The 20,091-nt window shown below is 59.4% G+C and carries 23 protein-coding genes and 2 tRNA genes; 19 read left to right on the top strand and 6 right to left on the bottom strand.

Annotation, left to right across the window (positions count from 1 at the left end):
- Positions 1–160: 160 nt before the first annotated feature.
- Complete coding sequence (gene mscL / locus AC1DF8_RS06855; RefSeq protein WP_112541634.1) at positions 161–598, top strand: large conductance mechanosensitive channel protein MscL; 438 nt, start codon at positions 161–163, stop codon at positions 596–598.
- A gap of 135 nt (positions 599–733) precedes the next feature.
- A complete protein-coding gene (locus AC1DF8_RS06860; protein ID WP_477995418.1) occupies positions 734–1,900 on the top strand; it encodes a pyridoxal phosphate-dependent aminotransferase in 1,167 nt (388 codons plus the stop codon).
- Here the strand turns inward: AC1DF8_RS06860 and AC1DF8_RS06865 are convergent.
- A complete protein-coding gene (locus tag AC1DF8_RS06865; RefSeq protein ID WP_477995420.1) occupies positions 1,897–2,580 on the bottom strand; it encodes a Type 1 glutamine amidotransferase-like domain-containing protein in 684 nt (227 codons plus the stop codon). The genes AC1DF8_RS06860 and AC1DF8_RS06865 overlap by 4 nt on opposite strands.
- A gap of 465 nt (positions 2,581–3,045) precedes the next feature.
- On the opposite strand from AC1DF8_RS06865, the gene galE reads away from it, so the two are divergent.
- The 3 genes from galE to AC1DF8_RS06880 all read left to right on the top strand — a co-directional run bounded on the left by galE (position 3,046) and on the right by AC1DF8_RS06880 (position 7,276).
- Complete coding sequence (gene galE, locus AC1DF8_RS06870) at positions 3,046–4,080, top strand: UDP-glucose 4-epimerase GalE (RefSeq protein ID WP_113013194.1); 1,035 nt, start codon at positions 3,046–3,048, stop codon at positions 4,078–4,080.
- Between the two features lie 111 nt (positions 4,081–4,191).
- Positions 4,192–6,147 (top strand): putative bifunctional diguanylate cyclase/phosphodiesterase, encoded by a 1,956-nt coding sequence (locus tag AC1DF8_RS06875; RefSeq protein WP_477995422.1) that lies wholly within the window; start codon positions 4,192–4,194, stop codon positions 6,145–6,147.
- A gap of 67 nt (positions 6,148–6,214) precedes the next feature.
- Positions 6,215–7,276 (top strand): enoyl-CoA hydratase/isomerase family protein, encoded by a 1,062-nt coding sequence (locus AC1DF8_RS06880; RefSeq protein WP_477995424.1) that lies wholly within the window; start codon positions 6,215–6,217, stop codon positions 7,274–7,276.
- Between the two features lie 22 nt (positions 7,277–7,298).
- On the opposite strand, the gene AC1DF8_RS06885 is transcribed toward AC1DF8_RS06880, so the two are convergent.
- Both AC1DF8_RS06885 and AC1DF8_RS06890 read right to left on the bottom strand, forming a co-directional pair.
- Positions 7,299–9,359, bottom strand: a complete 2,061-nt coding sequence (locus AC1DF8_RS06885) for an ATP-dependent helicase (protein WP_477995426.1) — start codon at positions 9,357–9,359, stop codon at positions 7,299–7,301.
- A gap of 111 nt (positions 9,360–9,470) precedes the next feature.
- Positions 9,471–9,752 (bottom strand): hypothetical protein, encoded by a 282-nt coding sequence (locus AC1DF8_RS06890; RefSeq protein WP_112541628.1) that lies wholly within the window; start codon positions 9,750–9,752, stop codon positions 9,471–9,473.
- A gap of 203 nt (positions 9,753–9,955) precedes the next feature.
- Between AC1DF8_RS06890 and AC1DF8_RS06895 the strand changes: the two genes are divergently transcribed.
- Positions 9,956–10,174, top strand: coding sequence for a BON domain-containing protein (locus AC1DF8_RS06895; protein WP_246715587.1), 219 nt, complete (start codon positions 9,956–9,958; stop codon positions 10,172–10,174).
- An 82-nt stretch (positions 10,175–10,256) separates the two neighbouring features.
- Positions 10,257–10,520 (top strand): hypothetical protein, encoded by a 264-nt coding sequence (locus tag AC1DF8_RS06900; RefSeq protein ID WP_113206982.1) that lies wholly within the window; start codon positions 10,257–10,259, stop codon positions 10,518–10,520.
- A gap of 235 nt (positions 10,521–10,755) precedes the next feature.
- Here the strand turns inward: AC1DF8_RS06900 and AC1DF8_RS06905 are convergent, their stop codons facing one another.
- Both AC1DF8_RS06905 and AC1DF8_RS06910 read right to left on the bottom strand, forming a co-directional pair.
- Positions 10,756–10,998 carry a DUF982 domain-containing protein gene (locus tag AC1DF8_RS06905; protein ID WP_112541625.1) on the bottom strand — a complete coding sequence of 81 codons (243 nt, stop codon included), beginning with the start codon at positions 10,996–10,998 and terminating at the stop codon, positions 10,756–10,758.
- A gap of 148 nt (positions 10,999–11,146) precedes the next feature.
- Positions 11,147–11,221 (bottom strand) — tRNA-Thr (locus AC1DF8_RS06910).
- 154 nt (positions 11,222–11,375) lie between these two features.
- On the opposite strand from AC1DF8_RS06910, the gene AC1DF8_RS06915 reads away from it, so the two are divergent.
- The 11 genes from AC1DF8_RS06915 (at position 11,376) to AC1DF8_RS06965 (ending at position 18,704) form a co-directional block, all read left to right on the top strand.
- Positions 11,376–11,585: a hypothetical protein gene (locus AC1DF8_RS06915; protein WP_037101256.1), complete on the top strand. Its 210-nt coding sequence runs from the start codon at positions 11,376–11,378 to the stop codon at positions 11,583–11,585.
- 117 nt (positions 11,586–11,702) lie between these two features.
- Positions 11,703–12,995, top strand: coding sequence for a UDP-N-acetylglucosamine 1-carboxyvinyltransferase (murA, locus tag AC1DF8_RS06920; protein WP_113206981.1), 1,293 nt, complete (start codon positions 11,703–11,705; stop codon positions 12,993–12,995).
- Positions 12,996–13,109: 114 nt separating this feature from the next.
- Positions 13,110–13,547 (top strand): DUF2948 family protein, encoded by a 438-nt coding sequence (locus AC1DF8_RS06925; protein WP_112541623.1) that lies wholly within the window; start codon positions 13,110–13,112, stop codon positions 13,545–13,547.
- A gap of 33 nt (positions 13,548–13,580) precedes the next feature.
- The gene (hisD, locus tag AC1DF8_RS06930; RefSeq protein WP_112541622.1) at positions 13,581–14,879 is read left to right on the top strand and encodes a histidinol dehydrogenase; all 1,299 of its coding nucleotides are present in this window, start codon (positions 13,581–13,583) and stop codon (positions 14,877–14,879) included.
- Between the two features lie 4 nt (positions 14,880–14,883).
- Positions 14,884–15,357, top strand: a complete 474-nt coding sequence (locus AC1DF8_RS06935; RefSeq protein WP_112541621.1) for a UPF0262 family protein — start codon at positions 14,884–14,886, stop codon at positions 15,355–15,357.
- Positions 15,354–15,839 (top strand): arsenate-mycothiol transferase ArsC, encoded by a 486-nt coding sequence (locus tag AC1DF8_RS06940; RefSeq protein WP_183887203.1) that lies wholly within the window; start codon positions 15,354–15,356, stop codon positions 15,837–15,839. The genes AC1DF8_RS06935 and AC1DF8_RS06940 overlap by 4 nt, the downstream gene beginning before the upstream one ends.
- A 120-nt stretch (positions 15,840–15,959) precedes the next feature.
- The gene (gene infA, locus AC1DF8_RS06945) at positions 15,960–16,178 is read left to right on the top strand and encodes a translation initiation factor IF-1 (RefSeq protein ID WP_003545338.1); all 219 of its coding nucleotides are present in this window, start codon (positions 15,960–15,962) and stop codon (positions 16,176–16,178) included.
- Between the two features lie 58 nt (positions 16,179–16,236).
- Positions 16,237–16,857 carry a Maf-like protein gene (locus tag AC1DF8_RS06950; RefSeq protein WP_007821131.1) on the top strand — a complete coding sequence of 207 codons (621 nt, stop codon included), beginning with the start codon at positions 16,237–16,239 and terminating at the stop codon, positions 16,855–16,857.
- Positions 16,858–16,978: 121 nt separating this feature from the next.
- Complete coding sequence (gene yacG, locus AC1DF8_RS06955) at positions 16,979–17,191, top strand: DNA gyrase inhibitor YacG (protein WP_112541619.1); 213 nt, start codon at positions 16,979–16,981, stop codon at positions 17,189–17,191.
- A 177-nt stretch (positions 17,192–17,368) separates the two neighbouring features.
- A tRNA-Phe gene (locus AC1DF8_RS06960) sits at positions 17,369–17,444 on the top strand.
- 546 nt (positions 17,445–17,990) lie between these two features.
- Positions 17,991–18,704, top strand: coding sequence for a class I SAM-dependent methyltransferase (locus AC1DF8_RS06965; protein ID WP_477995430.1), 714 nt, complete (start codon positions 17,991–17,993; stop codon positions 18,702–18,704).
- A 121-nt stretch (positions 18,705–18,825) separates the two neighbouring features.
- On the opposite strand, the gene AC1DF8_RS06970 is transcribed toward AC1DF8_RS06965, so the two are convergent.
- On the bottom strand, positions 18,826–19,059 hold the full coding sequence (locus AC1DF8_RS06970; RefSeq protein ID WP_113211379.1) for a hypothetical protein: 234 nt from the start codon (positions 19,057–19,059) through the stop codon (positions 18,826–18,828).
- A 188-nt stretch (positions 19,060–19,247) separates the two neighbouring features.
- On the opposite strand from AC1DF8_RS06970, the gene ku reads away from it, so the two are divergent.
- On the top strand, positions 19,248–20,054 hold the full coding sequence (gene ku, locus AC1DF8_RS06975; RefSeq protein ID WP_477995433.1) for a non-homologous end joining protein Ku: 807 nt from the start codon (positions 19,248–19,250) through the stop codon (positions 20,052–20,054).
- Positions 20,055–20,091 lie beyond the last annotated feature (37 nt).

Here is a 20,091-nt window from a genome sequence, read left to right on the forward strand (position 1 = left end):
CAGCAGGTTTGAAAATTCCCGCGGTCTTGGTCTTAAGTTCTACGCGGAAGGGGATGATGTCCGAATATTTCCAATTGCCGATTGATTAATTGAGATGAAGGTGTAGCTAATGAAAACAATGGCATGTCTTTGAAAAATGCATCGAGGGGAGACAGATCTGATGCTCAATGAGTTCAAAGCGTTCATCGCCCGCGGCAATGTCATGGATCTCGCAGTCGGTGTCATCATCGGCGGCGCGTTCGGCGGGATCGTCAAGTCGCTGGTCGAGGATATCATCATGCCGATCGTCGGCGCGATCTTCGGCGGTTTCGATTTTTCCAACTACTACATTTCGCTGTCGGACAAAGCCGTTGGGCCAACCCTTGACGAAGCCCGCAAAGGTGGGGCCGTTTTCGCATACGGCAATTTCATCACCGTCCTCATCAATTTCCTGATCCTCGCCTGGATCATCTTCCTGATGATCAAGGCTGTGAACATCCTGCGCGAGCAGGTCGAGCGCAAGGAAAAGGCCGCACCGGCAGAGGTCCCGCCGCCGCCGGCCGATGTCGCATTGCTGACGGAAATCCGCGACCTTCTCGCCAAGCGCCCGGCCGTCTGATCTGACGGTCTGATCCGGGTGAGGGCCCGCCCATTCCGGCCGGGCTCATCCATCACGAAAATCGATATGCCATCACGCTTTGTCATGGGATTTGCGCCTGCAAATCCGTTATGAAGGCGTGAACCGGAGATATGCATGTCGATTATAAGCAGCCTCAGCCCGCGCGCCGTCGCAGCGCCAGAAAGCGGGATCGTCGAAGTCGTCAATTATGCCCGCGGCCGTGAGGGCCTTTTGCCGCTCTGGGTCGGCGAAGGCGATCTTCCTACTCCCGATTTCATCAATCAGGCGGCCATGCAGGCGCTCGCCGCCGGCGAGACCTTCTACACCTGGCAGCGCGGCATCCCCGAGCTACGCCAGGCCCTGTCGGATTACTATTTCAGGCATTTCGGTATCCGTCTGGCACCGGAGCATTTCTATGTGACCGGTTCCGGCATGCAGGCGATCCAGATCGCCGTCCAGGCGCTGACTGCACCCGGCGATGAGTTCGTCTATCTCACCCCGGCCTGGCCGAATATTGCCGCCGCCCTTGAAATCGCCGGCGCGCGGTCGGTTGGCGTAGAGCTCCAGTTTGAAGGCGGCACATGGGCGGTCGATCTCAACCGCGTTGAAACAGCCATTACGCCGAAGACGCGCGGCCTCTTCATCAACACGCCGTCGAACCCCACGGGCTGGACCGCGACGAAGAAGGACCTGGCCGGTATCCTGGCGCTTGCTCGTAAACAGGATCTCTGGATCATGGCAGATGAGATCTACGCGCGTTATTTCTACGCTGGCGGTCGCGCGCCGTCCTTCCTGGATGTGATGGAGCCGGGCGACAAGGTCATCTTCGTCAACTCCTTCTCCAAGAACTGGTCGATGACCGGCTGGCGCGTCGGCTGGATCGTCGCCCCGCCGGAGACCGGACAGGTGCTGGAAAACCTCATCCAGTATTCAACCTCCGGCGTAGCACAATTCATGCAGAAGGGTGCGGTTGCGGCCCTTAACGAAGGTGACGCCTTCGTGCAGTCGAATATCGAGAAGGCGACCCGCTCCCGCGATATCCTCTGCGAGACGCTGATCGCCACCAACCGCGTTGAAACGCTGAAGCCCGACGGTGCGCTTTACGCCTTCCTCAAGATCGACGGCGTTACCGACAGCCGCAAGGCCGCGATCGACATCGTCGACAAAACCGGCGTCGGCCTTGCGCCCGGCACAGCCTTCGGACCGGGCGGCGCACTTTTCCTGCGTGCCTGCTTTCTGCGCGATCCGGCACAGGTGGCGGTCGCTGCCGAACGGCTCGCCGACTACATCCTCAAGATTTAAGCGGAACGGCGCATCGCTTCCGGCAAGACCGGAAGCAGCGTCACGTTCCGACCCTCGACGATGATAACTTCGCCGTCCCTGAGCGGCTGAAAGGGCATGCCGGTTTCGTCAAGGAAGTTGGCTGCCTTTTCGGCCGCTTCTGCCTCATCATGAGCCGAGCGATAATGCGGAACGATGGAGAAGTCGACGAGGCCAAGGCCTTCCCAAGGAACGCTCTCGTCATAGCCTGGCGCACACTGCCGCGGATCATCCATGATGTCGATGCCCTTGAGCGAGGGCGTCGCCACGACCGCCCCGGCGCTGAACCCGCCATAGACGATCGCATCGCCGCGCACCAACTCCCCTATGATCTGATCGAAACCGCTCTGCCGCATGGCGCGCCGTAGAAGAAAGGCATTGCCGCCGACGGCCCAGACGAGATCAAAACCGGCGAGCGCTTTTTCAAGAACACGCGGCTCCCCGAAATAATCCCTCAGATCCAGTTCTTCCGCCTCGATCCCCCAATCGGCGAGCTCCTCCTTGGGATCGTAGACATTGGCCTCATAGGCGCGACGCGCCTCGGCCGGGATGAAGTCCAGCGCATTCTGGATAATGGCGGCGCGCCGCCCGCCATTGAGAAGCTTCTTGAGCCGGAAGGCGCTCGCTCCGAGCCGATAGGATGACAGGTAGAGTCTCATCATTGCTGCTCCCTGTTGGAGAGGGGCAGGTCACGAGATATGGAAAGAAGATACTGTGCCACGAGAAGTCCTTGCATGGGGCGGACATCGGGGCAGAAACAAAAAACCCCGCGCGTCCGGCGGGGTTGGATCGGGTAATGTGAACAGTTTCAGGTCACAAGCCGACGCCCCCACCGCAAAGGGTGGTCGTCATGCCCATCGTCATAGCCTGAAACGCGAAGTTGTTCATGGCCTGAGTTTGCCCGGCCGCATGCGTGATGTCAATGAGCGCTGAAAGAGAGGGGCAGGAGGCCTTTTCGTTTCGAAATCGGCCGGTCGCTAAAATTGTAGCAAAGCCGGAAATCCGCCTCTAACCACATGTCGAAACATACCGGCCGCAAAGGCTTTCCGAGGCTGTTTGATAACAAAATCGGAAAGGAAAATCCCGTTCTGATGTTCCCGAAAAAACATAAAACAGGGAATGCAGACATGGCGGTTCTGGTGACAGGTGGGGCTGGATATATCGGCAGCCACATGGTTTGGACGCTGTTGGATGCCGGTGAAGACGTCGTCGTGCTCGACAACCTCTCTACCGGCTTTCGCTGGGCCGTGGCGCCGGCGGCGCGCTTCTATCTTGGCGATGTCTCCGATCCGGATGTGCTGAAGAAGATCTTCATCGAGAACGATATCGAGGCAATCATCCATTTCGCCGGCTCTGCCGTCGTCCCTGTTTCGGTTGCCGATCCGCTCTCCTACTACGATAACAATTCAGGCAAAACGCGCGCGCTGCTGAGCGCTTCGATCAAGGCCGGTATCCGCAACTTCGTCTTCTCCTCGACGGCCGCTGTCTACGGCCAGCAGAAGAGCTCCGCTCCCGTGAAGGAAACGGCACCCCTCAATCCGGAAAATCCATACGGCCAGTCGAAGCTGATGACCGAAATGATGCTTCGTGACGCCGCGGCCGCCTATGACTTCGGCTATGTGGCGCTCCGCTATTTCAACGTCGCGGGCGCCGACCCGCAGCTGCGCGCTGGCCAGTCGACCTCGGGTGCGACCCATCTCATCAAGGTCGCCTGTGAGGCTGCGCTCGGGAAGCGTGGCAGCATTACTGTCTACGGTTTCGATTACCCGACCCATGATGGCACCGGTGTGCGCGACTACATCCATGTCAGTGATTTGACGGCGGCGCATTTGAAGGCACTCGAGCATCTGCGCCAGGGCAGGGGGCCACTTGTCGCCAACTGCGGCTATGGCAACGGCTATTCCGTACTCGATGTATTGAACATGGTCACCCGCTTGAACGGTCATTCGTTCAAAATCAACATGGCGGCACGTCGCCCGGGTGACGCCGCAAGCGTCGTCGCCGATGCGACGCTTGCCCGCCGCGTGCTGGATTGGGCGCCGAGATATGACTCACTGGAAACCATCGTCCGCAGCTCGCTCGACTGGGAGCTCTTCCTGATGAACAAGAGCGTCGACGATCTGCACAGCATTCATCGCGCACTGGCTGCAGCTTCTTTCTGAGATGTAGCCGAACAACTTGCCATTCCGGCGTAGGTACGGGTGGCCCGACGTTACGTGAATAAGGAATAATCAAGCTTTCTCTGGCCAACTTCAGCCAAGGGAATAGGGATCATGAAGAACTTCATAGCCTCGTTGCGGCTGCAAAAAGATAATCCGAAGTTTCTGGTGGCACAGTTCAAGGCTTTGTCGTCACAGATTCCGATTCTCTACGTTCTTCTTGTCATCAATGCGCTGGCTGTGGCCATCACTCACATCAGGTCGGCGCCTCTCTGGCTTTCGCTCTACATTCCCGTCGGGCTCAGCATTGTCTGCGTCTTTCGCCTCTGCTGGTGGGAAATATCAGGCAAGGAAAATGTCACTCCGGAGCGCGCGCTGCGGCTGATGAAAGTAACGCTAGCAGGCGCGGTCATCCTCACCATCGGCTTTGGCGGTTGGGCTATCGCGCTCTATCGATATGGCGATGCCTCGCAGCAGGGGCAGATCGCCTATTTTCTGGTCGTAACCGGCATTTCCTGCGTTTTCTGCCTGATGCACCTGCCGCTCGCCGCGGCAATCACCACGGTCATCACCTTTACGGCCATGATCGTGACCTTTCTCTTCTCCGGCAACCCGGTTTTCGTCGCAACGGCTGTCAGCGGCCTGTTCCTGGTGCTGCCTTTCCTGCGCGTCATCAACAGCTACTTCCAGAATTTCGCGCATCTGGTGCGGCTTGCAGAAGAGCTCAAGCAGAAGCAGGCCGAAGCCGAGGAGCTGAATCGCGTCAACAGCCGCAATGCCCTGCAGGATCAACTGACTGGCCTTGCCAATCGTCGCAGTTTCTTCCTGTCGCTGGAACAGATGCTGCTGAAGGATTCCGCCTCGCCACCGGTCATCGGCATCGTCGATCTCGATGGCTTCAAACCGGTCAATGACGTCTTCGGCCACGCGGCCGGCGACGTCGTATTGAAGGAGACGGCACGCCGCTTCGTCTTGTTGTTGGGCGATCAGGGCATCGTCTCGCGTCTTGGTGGCGATGAGTTCGGCATCATCTTCCCCGCTGACATGACGCTCAGGGCAATTTCCGATCTCGGCCTGGCGCTATGCGCGGCCGTGCGCGAACCCTATGACATCCCGGACGGTTCGGTCCGTGTTTCCGGCTCCTGCGGCATCGTCTATCCTGAGGCGGGCGAGTACACGGCCGAAGACCTCTACGAGAAAGCGGACTTCGCGCTCTATCAGGTCAAGAGCAAGCGTGTCGGCGGTGTGGAATTCTTTTCGCCGGAGCACGAAAAGATCCTCACACAACGCTACCTCATCGAGCTCGAACTGCAGACCGAGAATTTCGCCAGTGAGTTGAAGCTCGAATATCAGCCGATCGTCGAATTGCGCAGCGGCCGTGTCGTCGGTTTTGAGGCGCTTGCGCGTTGGGACAGCGCGCGCTTCGGCCGTATCAGCCCGGATGCCTTCATCCCGGCTGCCGAACGCACCGCCGTGATCGGCCGCGTGACGCGCATTCTCTTCGGCCAGGCGCTCGACGCCCTGAAGATCATGCCGGCGCATCTGCGCGTCTCCTTCAACCTGTCGGCCCGCGACATCTGCGATCACGAAACCTCGATGGCCCTGCTCGCCATGATTAATCGCTCGGGCGTCGACCCAAAACGTATCGAATTCGAGATCACCGAGACGGCGCTGCTGTCTGACTTCGATACTGCCGATCAGGTGATCGGCATGCTGCGCGCCGCCGGCATCTCGATTGCGCTTGATGATTTCGGCACGGGCTATTCAAGCTTGAGCCATATCCATCGCCTGGCCTTCGACAAGCTGAAGATCGACAAGGCCTTCGTGATGAATTTCGACCGCGATGCTCGCTGCATGAACATCACCCGTTCCGTCGCCAATCTTTGCCAGAACCTCGGCATCGCTTCCGTGGCCGAGGGTGTCGAAAGCGAGGATGTGGCCGAGTCGCTGAAAGGCATCGGCGTAAGATTGGCGCAGGGCTATTACTTCTCCCGGCCGCTGCCGCTGGAACTGGCGATCGACTACGCGGTCAGGCGCGATGTTACTGTTTCTCAGTCCCTTTCGGCCTGAATGATCAGCCAGCCACTGGAACCTCGGCCCGACCCCGTTTATTCCTAGGGAAGGAGTGAGGTGGATCATGGACAATAGCAATCAGAGCGAAGTTATCGTTGAACGGCGTGGCACGGCGGGCCTTATCCGGCTGAACCGCCCAAAGGCGCTGAACAGCCTGACGATCCCGATGGTGCGTACGATTGCCGCCGCACTTGACGAGTTTGCCGGTGACCAAGCGGTGGCCAGCGTCCTCGTGATGGGGGAGGGCGAGCGCGGCTTCTGCGCCGGCGGCGATATCCGCGCCATTCACATGAGCGGGCGTTCCGGCGATGGCCTGGCGGAAACTTTCTGGCGCGAGGAATTCCGCCTCAATCACCGGATCGCCAGCTATCCGAAACCCTATGTAGCGCTGATGGACGGCATCACCATGGGCGGCGGCGTCGGGCTTTCCAGCCACGGCCGCCATCGGATCGTCAGCGAGCGCACCCGCCTTGCGATGCCGGAAACCGGTATCGGCTATTTTCCAGATGTTGGCGCCACGTGGCTGTTGCCTCGCACGCCGGGTGAAAGCGGTACATGGATGGCCCTGACCGGGCTCGATATCAATGCCTCCGATGCAATCTATACCGGCCTCGCTGACGTCTATATGTCTTCCTCGCGCCTCGAAGAGGCAGTCCATCGTCTGACGAACCTGTCTGCGGGAAGTTCGTCTGACGATGTGGATGCGGTGCTGCGCGATCTCTCGGAACAAGTGGATGAAGGCAGGTTGCAGGCCAATGCCGCAATGATCGACCGTGCCTTCCATTTCAACCGCGTGGAGGATATCGCTTCCGCACTCGCTGCGGAGGAGGGTGAATTCGCCGCCGAAACCCGCCGTGTGATGCTCACACGATCGCCGACAAGTCTCAAGCTTGCCTTGCGGCTGCTGAGAGCCGGCCGCCAGAGCCGCACGCTCGGCGAATGCCTGGCCCGCGAACTCGGGGCTTGCATGCACGTCCTGCACGGTCCGGATTTTTACGAGGGCGTTCGCGCAGCCGTCATCGACAAGGATCGCAATCCGAAATGGTCGCCGCCGACGATCGCCCTGGTCAATGATGAAATGATCGGCCGCTTCTTCGAATCGCCCAAGCCGCCGCTTTCGCTCTGACACTGTTTGATCGGGAAAGGCTCTAGCGCCACATGCCCCGCATGCGCGCGCCGACATCGATGCGCACCTGCCGCGCCTGCTGGGCGGCTGCCGTATCGGTCTTGACCTGCGGCCAGCCGCAAACCTCGAAGAATTGCAGCAGCGTGGCCGGAATGAAGCGGCTGCGCGACGCATAGACATGCCGGTCACCCTGCGAATTCTGACCATAGGTGAAGAAGCGCTGCGGCACGACGAGGTCGAGACTGTCCTTGGCGCGGGTCATTGCCACGTAGAGGAGGCGCCGCTCTTCCTCGATTTCCGCCGTCGTCCCGACCGCGAGATCGGAGGGAATGCAGCCGTCGATGACATTCAGCATGAAGACCTTGGTCCATTCCTGTCCCTTGGCCGAATGGATGGTCGAAAGGATGAGATAATCCTCATCGAGGAATGGCACGCCAGCCTGATCCGAGGTTGCATCCGGCGGATCAAGCGTAAGCTCGGTCAGAAAGCGCTCGCGAGAAGCATAACCGCCGGCGATTTGTTCGAGCTGGATGAGATCGGCAAGCCGGGCGCTCGCATCTTCATGCAGCCGTTCCAGATGCGGCTCATACCATTGCCGCACCAGCTCGATCTCAGCGGGCCAGCCGGCCTTGCCAGTCTTCAGCTGCTGCATGGTCGAAACGAAGGAGGTCCAGTCGTCGCCCGAGCGTGGCGGCGCAGGCATGGCGGCGAGGGCCGCAACCGGGCTCGGGTCCTCAGCCATATGGTCCAGCACCTTCTGCGCCGTAGAAGGCCCGACCCCCGGAAGGATCTGCATCAGCCGGAAGCCCGCCACCCGGTCGCGCGGGTTCTGGGCAAAACGCAGTGCCGCCAGCATGTCCTTCACATGCGCGCTGTCGAGGAACTTCAGGCCGCCGAACTTCACGAAGGGAATGTTGCGGCGGGTTAGCTCCACTTCCAGCGGGCCGCTGTGATGCGAGGCGCGGAAGAGCACGGCCTGGCTCTTCAGCTTCACACCCTCTTCGCGATTGTCGAGAACCTTGTCGGCCACATAACGTGCCTGATCATTCTCGTCGCGCACAGTCACCAGTCGCGGCCGTTCCGGCGATTCACGTTCCGTCCAGAGGTTCTTGGTGAAACGCTCGGAGGCAAGGTCAATCACGGCATTGGCGGCGGCCAGGATCGGCTGCGTCGAGCGGTAGTTGCGGTCAAGCGTGACGATGTTGGCGGGCGGGCTGAAGGTGGCCGGAAAATCGAGGATGTTGCGCACCGTCGCCGCGCGGAAGGAATAGATCGACTGCGCATCGTCGCCAACGACGGTCAGGCCCTGGCCGGTCGGCTTCAGCGCCAGCAGGATCGAAGACTGCAGCTTGTTGGTGTCCTGATATTCGTCAACAAGCACATGATCGAAGCGGCTGCCGATATCCTCGGCAATCATGGGCTCGGCCACCATCTGCGCCCAGTAGAGCAGCAGGTCGTCGTAATCGAGCACGTTCTGGCTCTGCTTGGACTCGACGTAACAGGCGAAAAGTTCGCGAAGCTGCTTTTCCCAGGTGGCGCACCAGGGAAAGGCGTCGCGCAGCACGAGCGGCAGTTCCATTTCCGAGTTTACCGCGCGCGAATAGATCGCCAGGCAGGTTCCCTTTGTCGGAAACCGGCTCTCGGTTTTCGAGAAACCAAGATCATGACGCACGAGGTTCATCAGGTCGGCGCTGTCTTCCCGGTCATGGATGGAGAAGGCCGGATCGATGCCGATCTGTTCGGCATAGTCGCGCAAGAGGCGTGCGCCGATGCCGTGAAACGTGCCGCTCCAGGCAAGTGCATCCGCCATGATGCCGGAATTCTTGCCGAGAACCTCGCCGCAGATGCGTTCGACGCGGCGGCCCATTTCTGCTGCTGCCCGGCGGGAAAAGGTCATGAGCAGGATTCGGCGCGGATCGGCGCCTTTGAGGATCAGATGGGCAACGCGGTGCGCAAGCGTATTCGTCTTGCCGGAGCCGGCCCCGGCGATGACCAGCAGCGGACCTGCCACATGACTGCCGTCTGCGAGCGTGCCGTGTTCAACGGCCATGCGTTGCTGGGGGTTGAGTCTCTCGAGATACATCCAGCCGTCCGGTTGGGCTTCACGGGAGAATCAGCACCCGCGAATAAAATCAGATGTTCCTTGGATGTTCTCGATTGGCGCCGCTGTCAAGCAGGCAGGGGCCGCCACGCACTATTGCGGAAAATCCGGCACGATCTGGCGCCGCACCAGCTTCAGGCTGCGGTCGGGCTGAAGAATATAGGTTTCGTAGACGCGCTGGCCCTGCTGATCGTAGAAGTCGTTGTACACTGCGCTGCCGATCGGCGACTTCGTCAGCTTCGTGCGCGGCTGCCCGCCATAGGTGATGCTGCCGGGAATTGGCTCTAGTGCGGGCGCGTCCGCGGCGGAGCAGCCGACCAGAGCGGGTGTGGCCAAAAGGGTCGTCGCAAGAAGGGCAGGCACCAGCGCTTTCATCGTCTTTTCCTCGGCTGCAATTGTTTACGGCGGCTACCGACATTTCCCTCAAGATTTCAGCAGCACCATCGTGATGACTATGCATCGGGCCGACCGCGCGCCGCAACAAACGTCGTCTTCCAGCGTTAAATCCCTATTAGCCAATGTCAGGAACGACCATGGTGCTGCGATTTCACAACTCGCCGACTGACGAGGAAGCCTGGATGAAGAGCCGCAACACGGCCGCCATGCGCGCGTCCGTGGAAAGCGCCCTGCATGCCGCGGGCGATTTCGATGCAGCCGAAATCATCGTCTCCACCATCGGTTCCCTCGTCATTCTCGAAGGTTTCGTGCGCCAATGGAGCGACAGTGAGCGGGCTCGGGCGATTGCCGAGGCTATTGTCGGAAGCGGTTACGTCCATTGCCGCATGCTGGTGAAATAAATCACCGTCCACTTGAAGATTTTCAAGGAACCAACGCCCCGCCTTCGGTGTTGAAAAGCTGATTTCAATGCTGGAGACAATAATGCGAACGCTTATACGCCTCTGGGCCTGGGGCCTTCTTATTGGGTGCGGCGCCTTTGCCGGCTCCGCCTATGCCTCACTCGAAACCGATATGGATTATTCGGCCTTGCCGAAGGACGAAATCGCGCTGAATGAATATACCAGCGCTGCCGTCTGCGAGCCCGCCGAGCCGCATTACCTGCCGTCCTTCATCCGTGTCGCAGATGGCACAATCGTCGGTGTGGGATATATTCAGGTCCAGGATGAGAATACTTCGGATTGCTGATCGAATATTCTAATTTTCTTGCGGACGAGGCTCGTCTGCAGTCTCCCGCAGAGGGTGACGAGCCTCTGACCATCATCATGATGGCTGGCGTCGTTCTATTGATGAACAGATGAGCTGCGCAATATCTTTCGAAACAAAGCCCTGCGCGAGCTCCGTGCAGGGTTAAGTGAAAATTAAGCATTGCTCCGTTTCGGAACGGATTGGACTTTATTTGTCCGAAACCGCCGCTGAAGACTTAATGCACTTTAAGCTTTGCTTCCTCGGCCGCTGCCATAAACTCCGCGCGAGCCTCTTCGACGGTCTTTCTTCCGTCGAGTGCTGCGCGGCAGACGCTCCGTGCCCTGAGGTATTTCAGTCCGCGCATGGCAGGCCAGTGCTCGGCAAGGCACGCCAAGGCGTCGAACGGTCCGTTAACCGTACGTGCTCCGGCCCCTTCGAAACCTACCTTGATCGGACCATTCCATCGTTCAGTTGCCATCGACGCTCCTCCAGCATGTCTCGATAGAAACAGTGATTGAAGCCTCCCGGTTCCTCCGCAAAGACTTCAGAATGCTAATATTCTAGCGAGATTTTTGCCGGCAGCAATGGCGCCGATTGGCGCGGTGGATAATGCTAAAGGAGAAAACTGGTGCTGCCGAGTGGGATTGAACCACCGACCTCACCCTTACCAAGGGTGTGCTCTACCACTGAGCTACGGCAGCAGGACCAGACGCGTGAAGCGAAAACGCTCAACTCGCGTGAACGGGGCGGCTATTGCCACAGGTTCGGCAGGAGTGCAAGCCGCAAATTCCAACTTCTCTGGGAATAACGTTCGGAGCACTTTTGGAATGGCGCGAATTCGGTTACTTCTGGGACATGAACGAAGAGACTGAAAAGGCCCGGCAGAGCCGGAAAGCGGCCATGGAAGCCCAGGCGGCATTGAGGCGCGAGCGGGCTGCCGAAAAGCTGAGAGAAAATCTTTCCAGACGCAAACAGCAGGTACGGGCTCGCCGCTCCGGCCAGGCGGACGAGACGGATGGCTTGCCCGCGGCAAAGACTGCTGCCGCAAAAATGGACGAATCGTAATGTTCGGTCCGCGACGAATTGAAGCGTACGGGGATTTGCTCTAAAGACCCCGACTTCTTGCCTTGCCCCCACAGGCAAAACTTTTTGAGGAAAGGCGGGCCTCGCCCGTAAGTGCACATGGATCGTATCAGAATTGTCGGCGGTAATGAGCTCAATGGCATCATTCCGATCTCCGGCGCCAAGAATGCCGCGCTGCCGCTGATGATCGCCTCGCTTTTGACGAGCGATACTCTGACGCTGGAAAACGTACCGCATCTTGCCGATGTCGAATTGCTGATGCGCATCCTTGGCAATCACGGCGTCGATGTAGCCGTCAACGGCCGCCGCGAGCGCCAGGAAGATTCCTACGCCCGCACGATCCATTTTACCTGCCGCACCATCGTCGATACCACTGCGCCCTATGAGCTGGTGTCGAAGATGCGCGCCTCCTTCTGGGTCATCGGTCCGCTTCTCGCCCGCGAAGGCCATTGCCGTGTTTCCCTGCCGGGCGGCTGCGCCATCGGCACGCGTCCGGTCGATCTCTTCATCGACGGTCTGACCGCGCTCGGCGCGACGATGGAAATCGATGGCGGCTATATCAATGCCAAGGCGCCGCAGGGCGGTCTTATCGGCACGCATTACACCTTCCCCAAGGTGTCCGTTGGCGCAACGCATGTATTGATGATGGCGGCAACGCTTGCCCGCGGTACGACCGTGATCGGCAATGCCGCACGCGAGCCTGAGGTCGTCGACCTTGCCAACTGCCTGAACGCCATGGGCGCCAAGATTTCCGGCGCCGGCACCTCGACCATTACGATCGAAGGCGTCACCTCGCTCTCGGGCGCCCGCCATCGTGTCCTGCCTGACCGCATCGAGACAGGCACCTACGCCATGGCCGTCGCCATGGCCGGCGGCGATGTCGTGCTTGAAAATACCGATGTTGGCCTCTTGGAAACGGCTCTCGAAACGCTGCGCCGCGCCGGCGCGGAGATCTCGTCGACGAACAACGGCATGCGCATCAAGCGCAACGGCGCCGGCATCCAGCCGGTCGATATCGTCACCGATCCCTTCCCGGGCTTCCCGACCGACCTGCAGGCGCAGTTCATGGCGCTGATGACCCGCTCTTCCGGTGTCTCGCATGTCACGGAGACCATCTTCGAAAACCGGTTCATGCATGTGCAGGAACTCGCCCGCCTTGGCGCGAAGATCTCGCTCTCCGGCCAGACGGCGAAGATCGAAGGTGTCCAGCGGCTGAAGGGCGCCCCCGTCATGGCGACCGATCTTCGCGCTTCCGTCTCCCTCGTCATCGCCGGCCTTGCCGCCGAAGGCGAAACCACGGTGTCCCGCGTCTATCACCTCGATCGCGGCTTCGAGCGGCTGGAAGAAAAGCTGACCCGCTGCGGCGCCATCGTCGAACGCGTCAGCGAGTAAGAAAAGGGCGCACATCCGCCCTTTATCCCGGTTGCGTATTTGGCCGCCGCGCCTTATTTCCGTTGTCTGACAGATCGCCGCACCTGCGGCCGAAAGATACGGGATAGAGGCTGGATGACCGACCTGAAACTTGTTGCGCTCGATGCCGAGGACCTGGCGGTCATTTCCGCACATGTGCAGGACAGTGTCTTCAAGGTAGCCGATATAGACTGGTCGCCGCGTGACAAGCAGTTCGCAATTGCCGCCAACCGGTTCGTCTGGGAAGAAGCGGCCCGAAAACGCAAAGGTTTTGAGCGCCGTCGTGCGGCCCTCGTATTCAAGCGCGTGCTATCCGTACGCTCGATCGGCATCGACCGCGCCCGCCGCGATGACGTGCTGTCGCTGCTTGCCCTGCAATTCGAGCAGAAGGGCGAAGGGCCGGAAGGCACGCTCGAGCTCTCGTTGTCGGGCGCGGCCTCCATCATTCTCGATGTCGAATGCATCGAAATGCAGCTTGCCGATGTCGGCGGCGCCTGGGAAACGGGTTCCAAGCCGCGTCATCCCGGCACCTGAGCCCAACAGTTCGAGCAAGAAGGAATTCCGGCCTTGGCAATCTGGCTTAATCAGACATCCCACGGTTTCGAACAGCGCTTCGCGGCCTTTCTCACCACCAAGCGCGAGGTCTCCGAAGACGTCAACGCCGTGGTGCGCGCCATCATCGATGATGTGCGCGCCCGTGGTGATGTCGCTCTCGCCGAATATTCGAAGAGGTTCGACAGCATCGATTACGCGACGGTACCGATGCGCGTCACCGAGGAAGAGATCGAGAACGCCGTCGAGGTCGTCCCCTCGGAAGTGCTCGGCGCCTTGAAGGTCGCGGCTCTCCGCATCGAATCCCACCATCGTCGTCAGCTTCCCAAGGACGATATCTACGAAGACAATATGGGTGTCGGCCTCGGTTCGCGCTGGACGGCGATCGAAGCCGTTGGCCTCTACGTGCCGGGCGGCACGGCGAGCTATCCGAGCTCGGTGCTGATGAACGCCGTACCGGCGAAGGTCGCAGGGGTCGATCGCATCGTTATCGCGGTGCCGGCCACGGGCGGTTCGGTCAATCCGGCGGTGCTGGCTGCAGCCAAGCTTGCAGGCGTCAGTGAGATCTACCGCGTCGGCGGCGCGCAGGCGATTGCTGCCCTTGCCTATGGCACGGAGACGATCGCCCCGGTCGCCAAGATCACCGGCCCCGGCAATGCCTATGTGGCCGCCGCCAAACGCCATGTCTTCGGCACTGTCGGCATCGACATGATCGCCGGCCCCTCGGAAGTGCTCGTCATCGCCGACAAGGATAACAATCCCGATTGGGTCGCCGCCGATCTGCTCGCCCAGGCCGAGCATGACGAGAGCTCCCAGGCGATCCTGATCACGGACGACGAGGAATTCGGCAAGGCGGTCGAAGCAGCCGTCGAACGGCAGCTGAAGACGCTGAACCGCGCGGAAACTGCCGCTGCCAGCTGGCGCGACTTCGGCGCGATCATCCTCGTCTCCGATCTCAAGGATGCCATCCCGCTCGCAAACCGCATCGCCGCGGAACATCTGGAATTGGCCGTCGCCAATCCTGATGCCTTTGTGGAGAAGATCCGCAATGCTGGCGCAATCTTCATCGGCGCCCACACGCCCGAAGTGATCGGCGATTATGTCGGCGGCTCCAACCACGTGCTGCCGACGGCGCGTTCGGCCCGCTTTTCCTCCGGCCTTTCGGTTCTCGATTTCGTCAAGCGCACCTCGATCTTGCGCCTTGGTCCCCAGCAGCTTCGCGACCTCGGCCCGGCGGCGATTGCGCTCGCCGTCTCCGAAGGCCTCGATGCCCATGCGCGATCGGTCGCGATCCGCCTCAACCTCGAAAGGTGAGGGAATGGCGAAGGACGACTTCCGGCTCTGCGACGTTGTCCTTGACGATACGATCGGCCGTTCGACGCCCGATGTCGAGCATGAGCGGGCAGTCGCGATCTTCGATCTGATCGAGGAGAACTCGTTTGCGCCGTCAGGCCATGCCGGCGGGCCGTACCGGCTGAACATTTCGCTGGTCGATTCCAAGCTGGTCTTTGCGATCACCACGGAAAAGGGTGAGGATGTCGCAACCCATATCCTCTCCCTGACGCCCTTCCGGCGGATCGTGAAGGACTACTTTATGATCTGCGAAAGCTATTATGAGGCGATCCGTTCGGCCTCTCCAAGCCGTATCGAGGCGATCGACATGGGCCGGCGCGGCATTCATAACGAGGGTTCGCAGACGCTGAAGGATCGTCTCTCCGGCAAGATCGACGTCGATTTCGACACCGCCCGGCGCCTCTTCACGCTGGTCTGCGTGCTCTACTGGCGTGGATGACGGCGATGGAGCCGCATGTTGAAACCGAGGGTGGAAAGCGGCCGGGCGCCATCCTCTTCATGTGCGGCATGAACGCTATCCGTTCGCCGATGGCCGAAGCAATCGCCCGCAGCATTCTGCCGGCCAATACCTATATACGATCTGCCGGTGTTCGCGCCGGCGAACGCGATCCCTTCGTCGATGTCGTGCTGGAGGAAATTGGCCTGTCGCTCGGCCGCCGGCAGCCGCAGACGCTGGAGGAGCTTGAGGACGATTATTTCGACCTCATCATCACGCTCTCGCCGCCGGCCCATCACGCAGCCCTCGAGCTGACCCGCTCCAGCGCTGTTGACGTTGTCTACTGGCCGACCATGGATCCGACGGTCGCGACCGGCACGCGTGAGCAGATATTGGACGGTTACCGCGAGGTTCGCGATCACCTCGCCGGCCTCATCGAAAGCCGGCTACTCAAGAGAAATGGCATCGCCGCGCAATCGGCGTGAAACAAAAGTCAGAAAGCCCGATCTACGAGGTTCACAAATCCCCGTTGATTGTGTAGTTTCCGCGCAAATTTTCAGGCGCCTTGCGCCTTTTTACCCAACACACAGGAAGAAAACCCTTATATGCCGAAAGAAGAAGTCCTCGAATTCCCGGGCATCGTGACCGAACTTCTGCCGAATGCGACGTTCCGCGTGAAGCTCGAAAACGAGCATGAGATCATTGCCCACACCGCCGGCCGCATGCGCAAGAACCGCATCCGCGTTCTCGCCGGCGACAAGGTTCTGGTCGAAATGACGCCCTACGACCTGACGAAGGGCCGCATCACCTACCGCTTCAAGTAAGCTTGGTCTGCGAAGCTCCCCGGAGCTTTCGCTCCCGCCTGCCGATGGTCGAGGTTCCATGGCGCTGAAATACAAGCTCATTCTGGCCTCGGGCTCGCCCCGCCGCGTCGACCTGCTCAATCAGGCTGGCATCGAGCCCTCGCGCCTCATGCCGATGGATATCGACGAGGCGCCGAAGAAGTCGGAGCATCCGCGCTCTCTGGCGCGTCGCCTATCGGGCGAAAAGGCAGAGGCGGCACTTGCCGCCATCAAGGGCGACATCACCTGGAAGGGCAGCTATATCCTGTCCGCCGATACCGTGGTCGCCGTCGGCCGTCGCATCCTCGGCAAGGCAGAGTTTGCCGACGAAGCCTCAAACTCGCTGCATCTGCTCTCCGGCCGCAACCATGTGGTCTATACGGGCATCTGCCTCATCACACCCGATCGCAAGGTGCGCCAGAAGATCGTCGAGACCAAGGTGCGCTTCAAGCGCCTGTCGAGTTTCGAGATCGAAAACTACATTGCGTCAGGCCAATGGCGCGGTAAGGCGGGTGCCTACGGCATCCAGGGGCTCGCGGGCACCTTCGTGCAGAAAATGGTGGGTTCCTACACCAATGTCGTGGGACTGCCGCTTTATGAAACCATCCTGCTTCTGACCGGCGAGGGCTTCGATGTCCACAGCCGTTGGCCCGAGGGTTGATCTTCAGCTAGAGCGCCGTGCGTCCTTTCGGACGCACAAAGGACGCTTTAGCGTTTTGAATCTACGCATCAGGCTTTCTGAAAATCGCAACGGTTTTCGGACCCATGCTGTAGGAGGAAATATGTCCGATGAAATGAAGACCGGAGGCAAGGTCGAGCCGCTGCGCAAGACGCGTCCCTGCCCGGAATGCGGCAAACCGTCGAACCGCGAGCACTATCCCTTCTGCTCCAACCGCTGCCGCGAGGTGGACCTGTCGCGCTGGCTGACGGGTTCCTACGCCATTCCCGTGGCCGACGACGAGACCAAGGCGGACTACCCCGACGAGGAAAACTAGGTTTTCCACCGCGAAGCCCTTATTTTTTCTCGCAAATTGCCAAAATCTGCTGGACCGTCAAAAAACTATCATTTGATGCTTGCCATGGGCGAACAAGATGCTATAACCCCGCTCGCTTCCGGGGCGAACCAAGGCCCCGACATTCCAAGCCGGAATGTTTTTCGAGAAGCGTGGTTAGCCCAGGTAGCTCAGTTGGTAGAGCAGCGGATTGAAAATCCGCGTGTCACTGGTTCGATTCCGGTCCTGGGCACCATCACATTTCAAACTATTTTTTGTTTTCGGTTGCTTGGATAGACGCGCGCCAAGCCAGTCCACCTTTCTGTCCACCTTCATTTTTCATTGGATGTGCCGCGGCCACCTTTCGCCCGAGGCATTCTTCGACGCATCTCCTCGTCGACAATAGCCTCGCCCACTTTAAGCCACAGCTACACGTAGAATATGCGCCTTGCCTGTCCGTCTTGGCGGCACCTAGCATCCTGTTTGGTCTCGGTCTCGCCGTGGGGGTTGCTTGAGCAGCCGCCAGCGTCCTTCCTTGGAGAAAACCGAATGTCTGCAAAAAGATGATCGATCTCAGGATCGGGTCGCTTGTCGTAGACATCGCCCCGGGACACTCGCCGAGATTAGCTTCAACGTCCGCCGCCAGCGGGAATATGAGGCTCGAACGCCTCGCTTTTGCTGGCCAGAATCAAGAAGTGTGGACGTCCCCGCACGCTAGTAAGCACAACTTTTGTGTGTAGTTAGATGATTCTAACTTGCTTATATGTGGTTGGTACGCATAATCGCCTCGGGAGGAACGGGGATGATCAGTAGCGCCGAAATTGTTGAAATGTATTCAGACTACTACGCTGATGGCGAAGTCGCTCAGAAACGCGCGATCGCAGCAAAGCAGTCTGTGGGACACATTAAGAAAGTTGCAGCGGATCATAGCTTTCAGTCGGTAATCGACATTGGCGCCGGAGAAGGCGCTGTCCTTTCGGAACTTGCCGGCAACGGCTTTGCCAATCGTTTCGCTGCAGTAGAGCTATCACGATCAGGCATCGAGGCCATACGCGCACGCCAAATTAATAGCCTGGCGGCAGCGGACCAATTCGACGGTTATTCAATCCCACATCCTGACAAGGCATTCGATCTCGGGCTTGCCATCCATGTCCTTGAACATGTCGAGCATGAACGAATGTTTCTGCGGGAGGCCAAACGTGTCAGCCGAAATCTCTATGTCGAAGTTCCGCTCGAACTGACGAACGATCTTCCGAAATCCATCCGCGAGTCCGGCCCCTACGGTCACATCAACTTTTATACGCCAGGCTCCTTCGAAAACTTGCTGAAGACGTGTGGTCTAAAGGTCGAACGGCTAATGGTTTTCGCTCATGACATTCAATACGAACAGTATCTAGCCGGACGGGCGAAGGGGTGGCTGAAGTACCAAATTCGCCAAAAACTCCTAAGAATTGCGCCTAAATTCGCGACCAGGAATATGGTCTATATGGCAGGCGCGTTTTGCAAAGCTGATTGATAAAGCGGGGGGGGGGCCTGCCCGTCACGTCACAAGCAGTGAAGATCGCAACATGTTGCGGCGGCGGAGAACGTATAAACGTGCTGGAGGAAGCGGACTGCAACAGTCCGCGCCACATCACTCAAACGGAAATGTCGCGCGGTTCTTCAATCGGACGGAAATCCTTTGGGTGAAAGAATGGTGGCGGTCCGAGGTCGAAGCTTGAGAACCAGCCCGCCGGGCCATACTTGCTTTCGTCGCTGAAATTAGGCGGCGGAAAAAGTCCGGCAAACTTCGCGTAGGATATCATCACACCAAAGAACAGCGTGAGGACGAAAGCGACTTTCTTGGCTCGGGAGACATCTTCTTTATGCATGTGCTTGCCTGCTCATAACGACATCGAACCATTGGTACGAAAATCGTGTCAGGAAATTGTCGAAACGAATATGTGATTGCGGCCGTGAACTCTTGGATGTCACGTCGAAACTTCGCTGGCGGAGGGAATTTTTCGCGTCCAAAGCCCTCCCGGGCGGAACCTCTCGCCACGATTTCCGTTTATGGCGCATGGCCCGTCAAACGTTCTGGAAAGGCTACCTCAAGCTCTCGCTTGTCACAGCGTCCGTTTCACTGACGCCGGCGACGACGGAGTCGAGCAAGGTGCGGTTTCATGTGTTGAACCGCGCAACGAAAAATCGCGTCGAAAGCCGCTATGTCGATAGCGTCACGCATAAGCCTGTTTCTGAGAAAGATCAGGTGAAGGGCTACCCCCGCGGCGAGGACGACTACGTCCTGCTCGAAGACGAGGAGATCGAGGAGGTGGGGCTGGAGAGCACCCGCACCATCGATATCGACAGTTTCGTACCGCGTGGATCGATCGATTGGATCTGGTATGACAAGCCGCATTTCCTGGCGCCGGAAGACAAGGTCGGCATGGAGGCCTTCTGCGTGATCCGCGAGGCGATGCGGGCCAATGATGTGGTCGGCATTGCGCGGCTGGTGCTCTACCGACGCGAAAGGGCCGTGCTGCTGGAGCCGCAGGACAAGGGCATCGTTCTCTGGACATTGCGTTATGGCGACGAGGTGCGCGAACCGGCCGCCGAACTCGATATGAAGGCGAAGGTCGACAGCGAGTTGCTGACCTTGATGAAGAAGCTGGTCAAGGAAGAGACGAAGGAATGGAGCCCTTCAATGGTGCAGGATCCGGTTCAGAAGCGGCTGAATGCGTTGATCCGCGGTAAAGAAAAGAGCCTCAGGAAGGCAGCCCCAGCCCGGAAGCCGGCCCCGGTGAAATCGACGGGCAATGTCATCAACATCATGGATGCACTGAAGAAGAGCCTCGCCGCTGAGGGCGATCGCGGAAAGTCGCGATAGGACTTCTCGGGTTCCGTTCCCCGGAAGGGGAGGGCGG

The sequence above is a fragment of the Rhizobium sp. 05N49 genome (assembly GCF_056396805.1).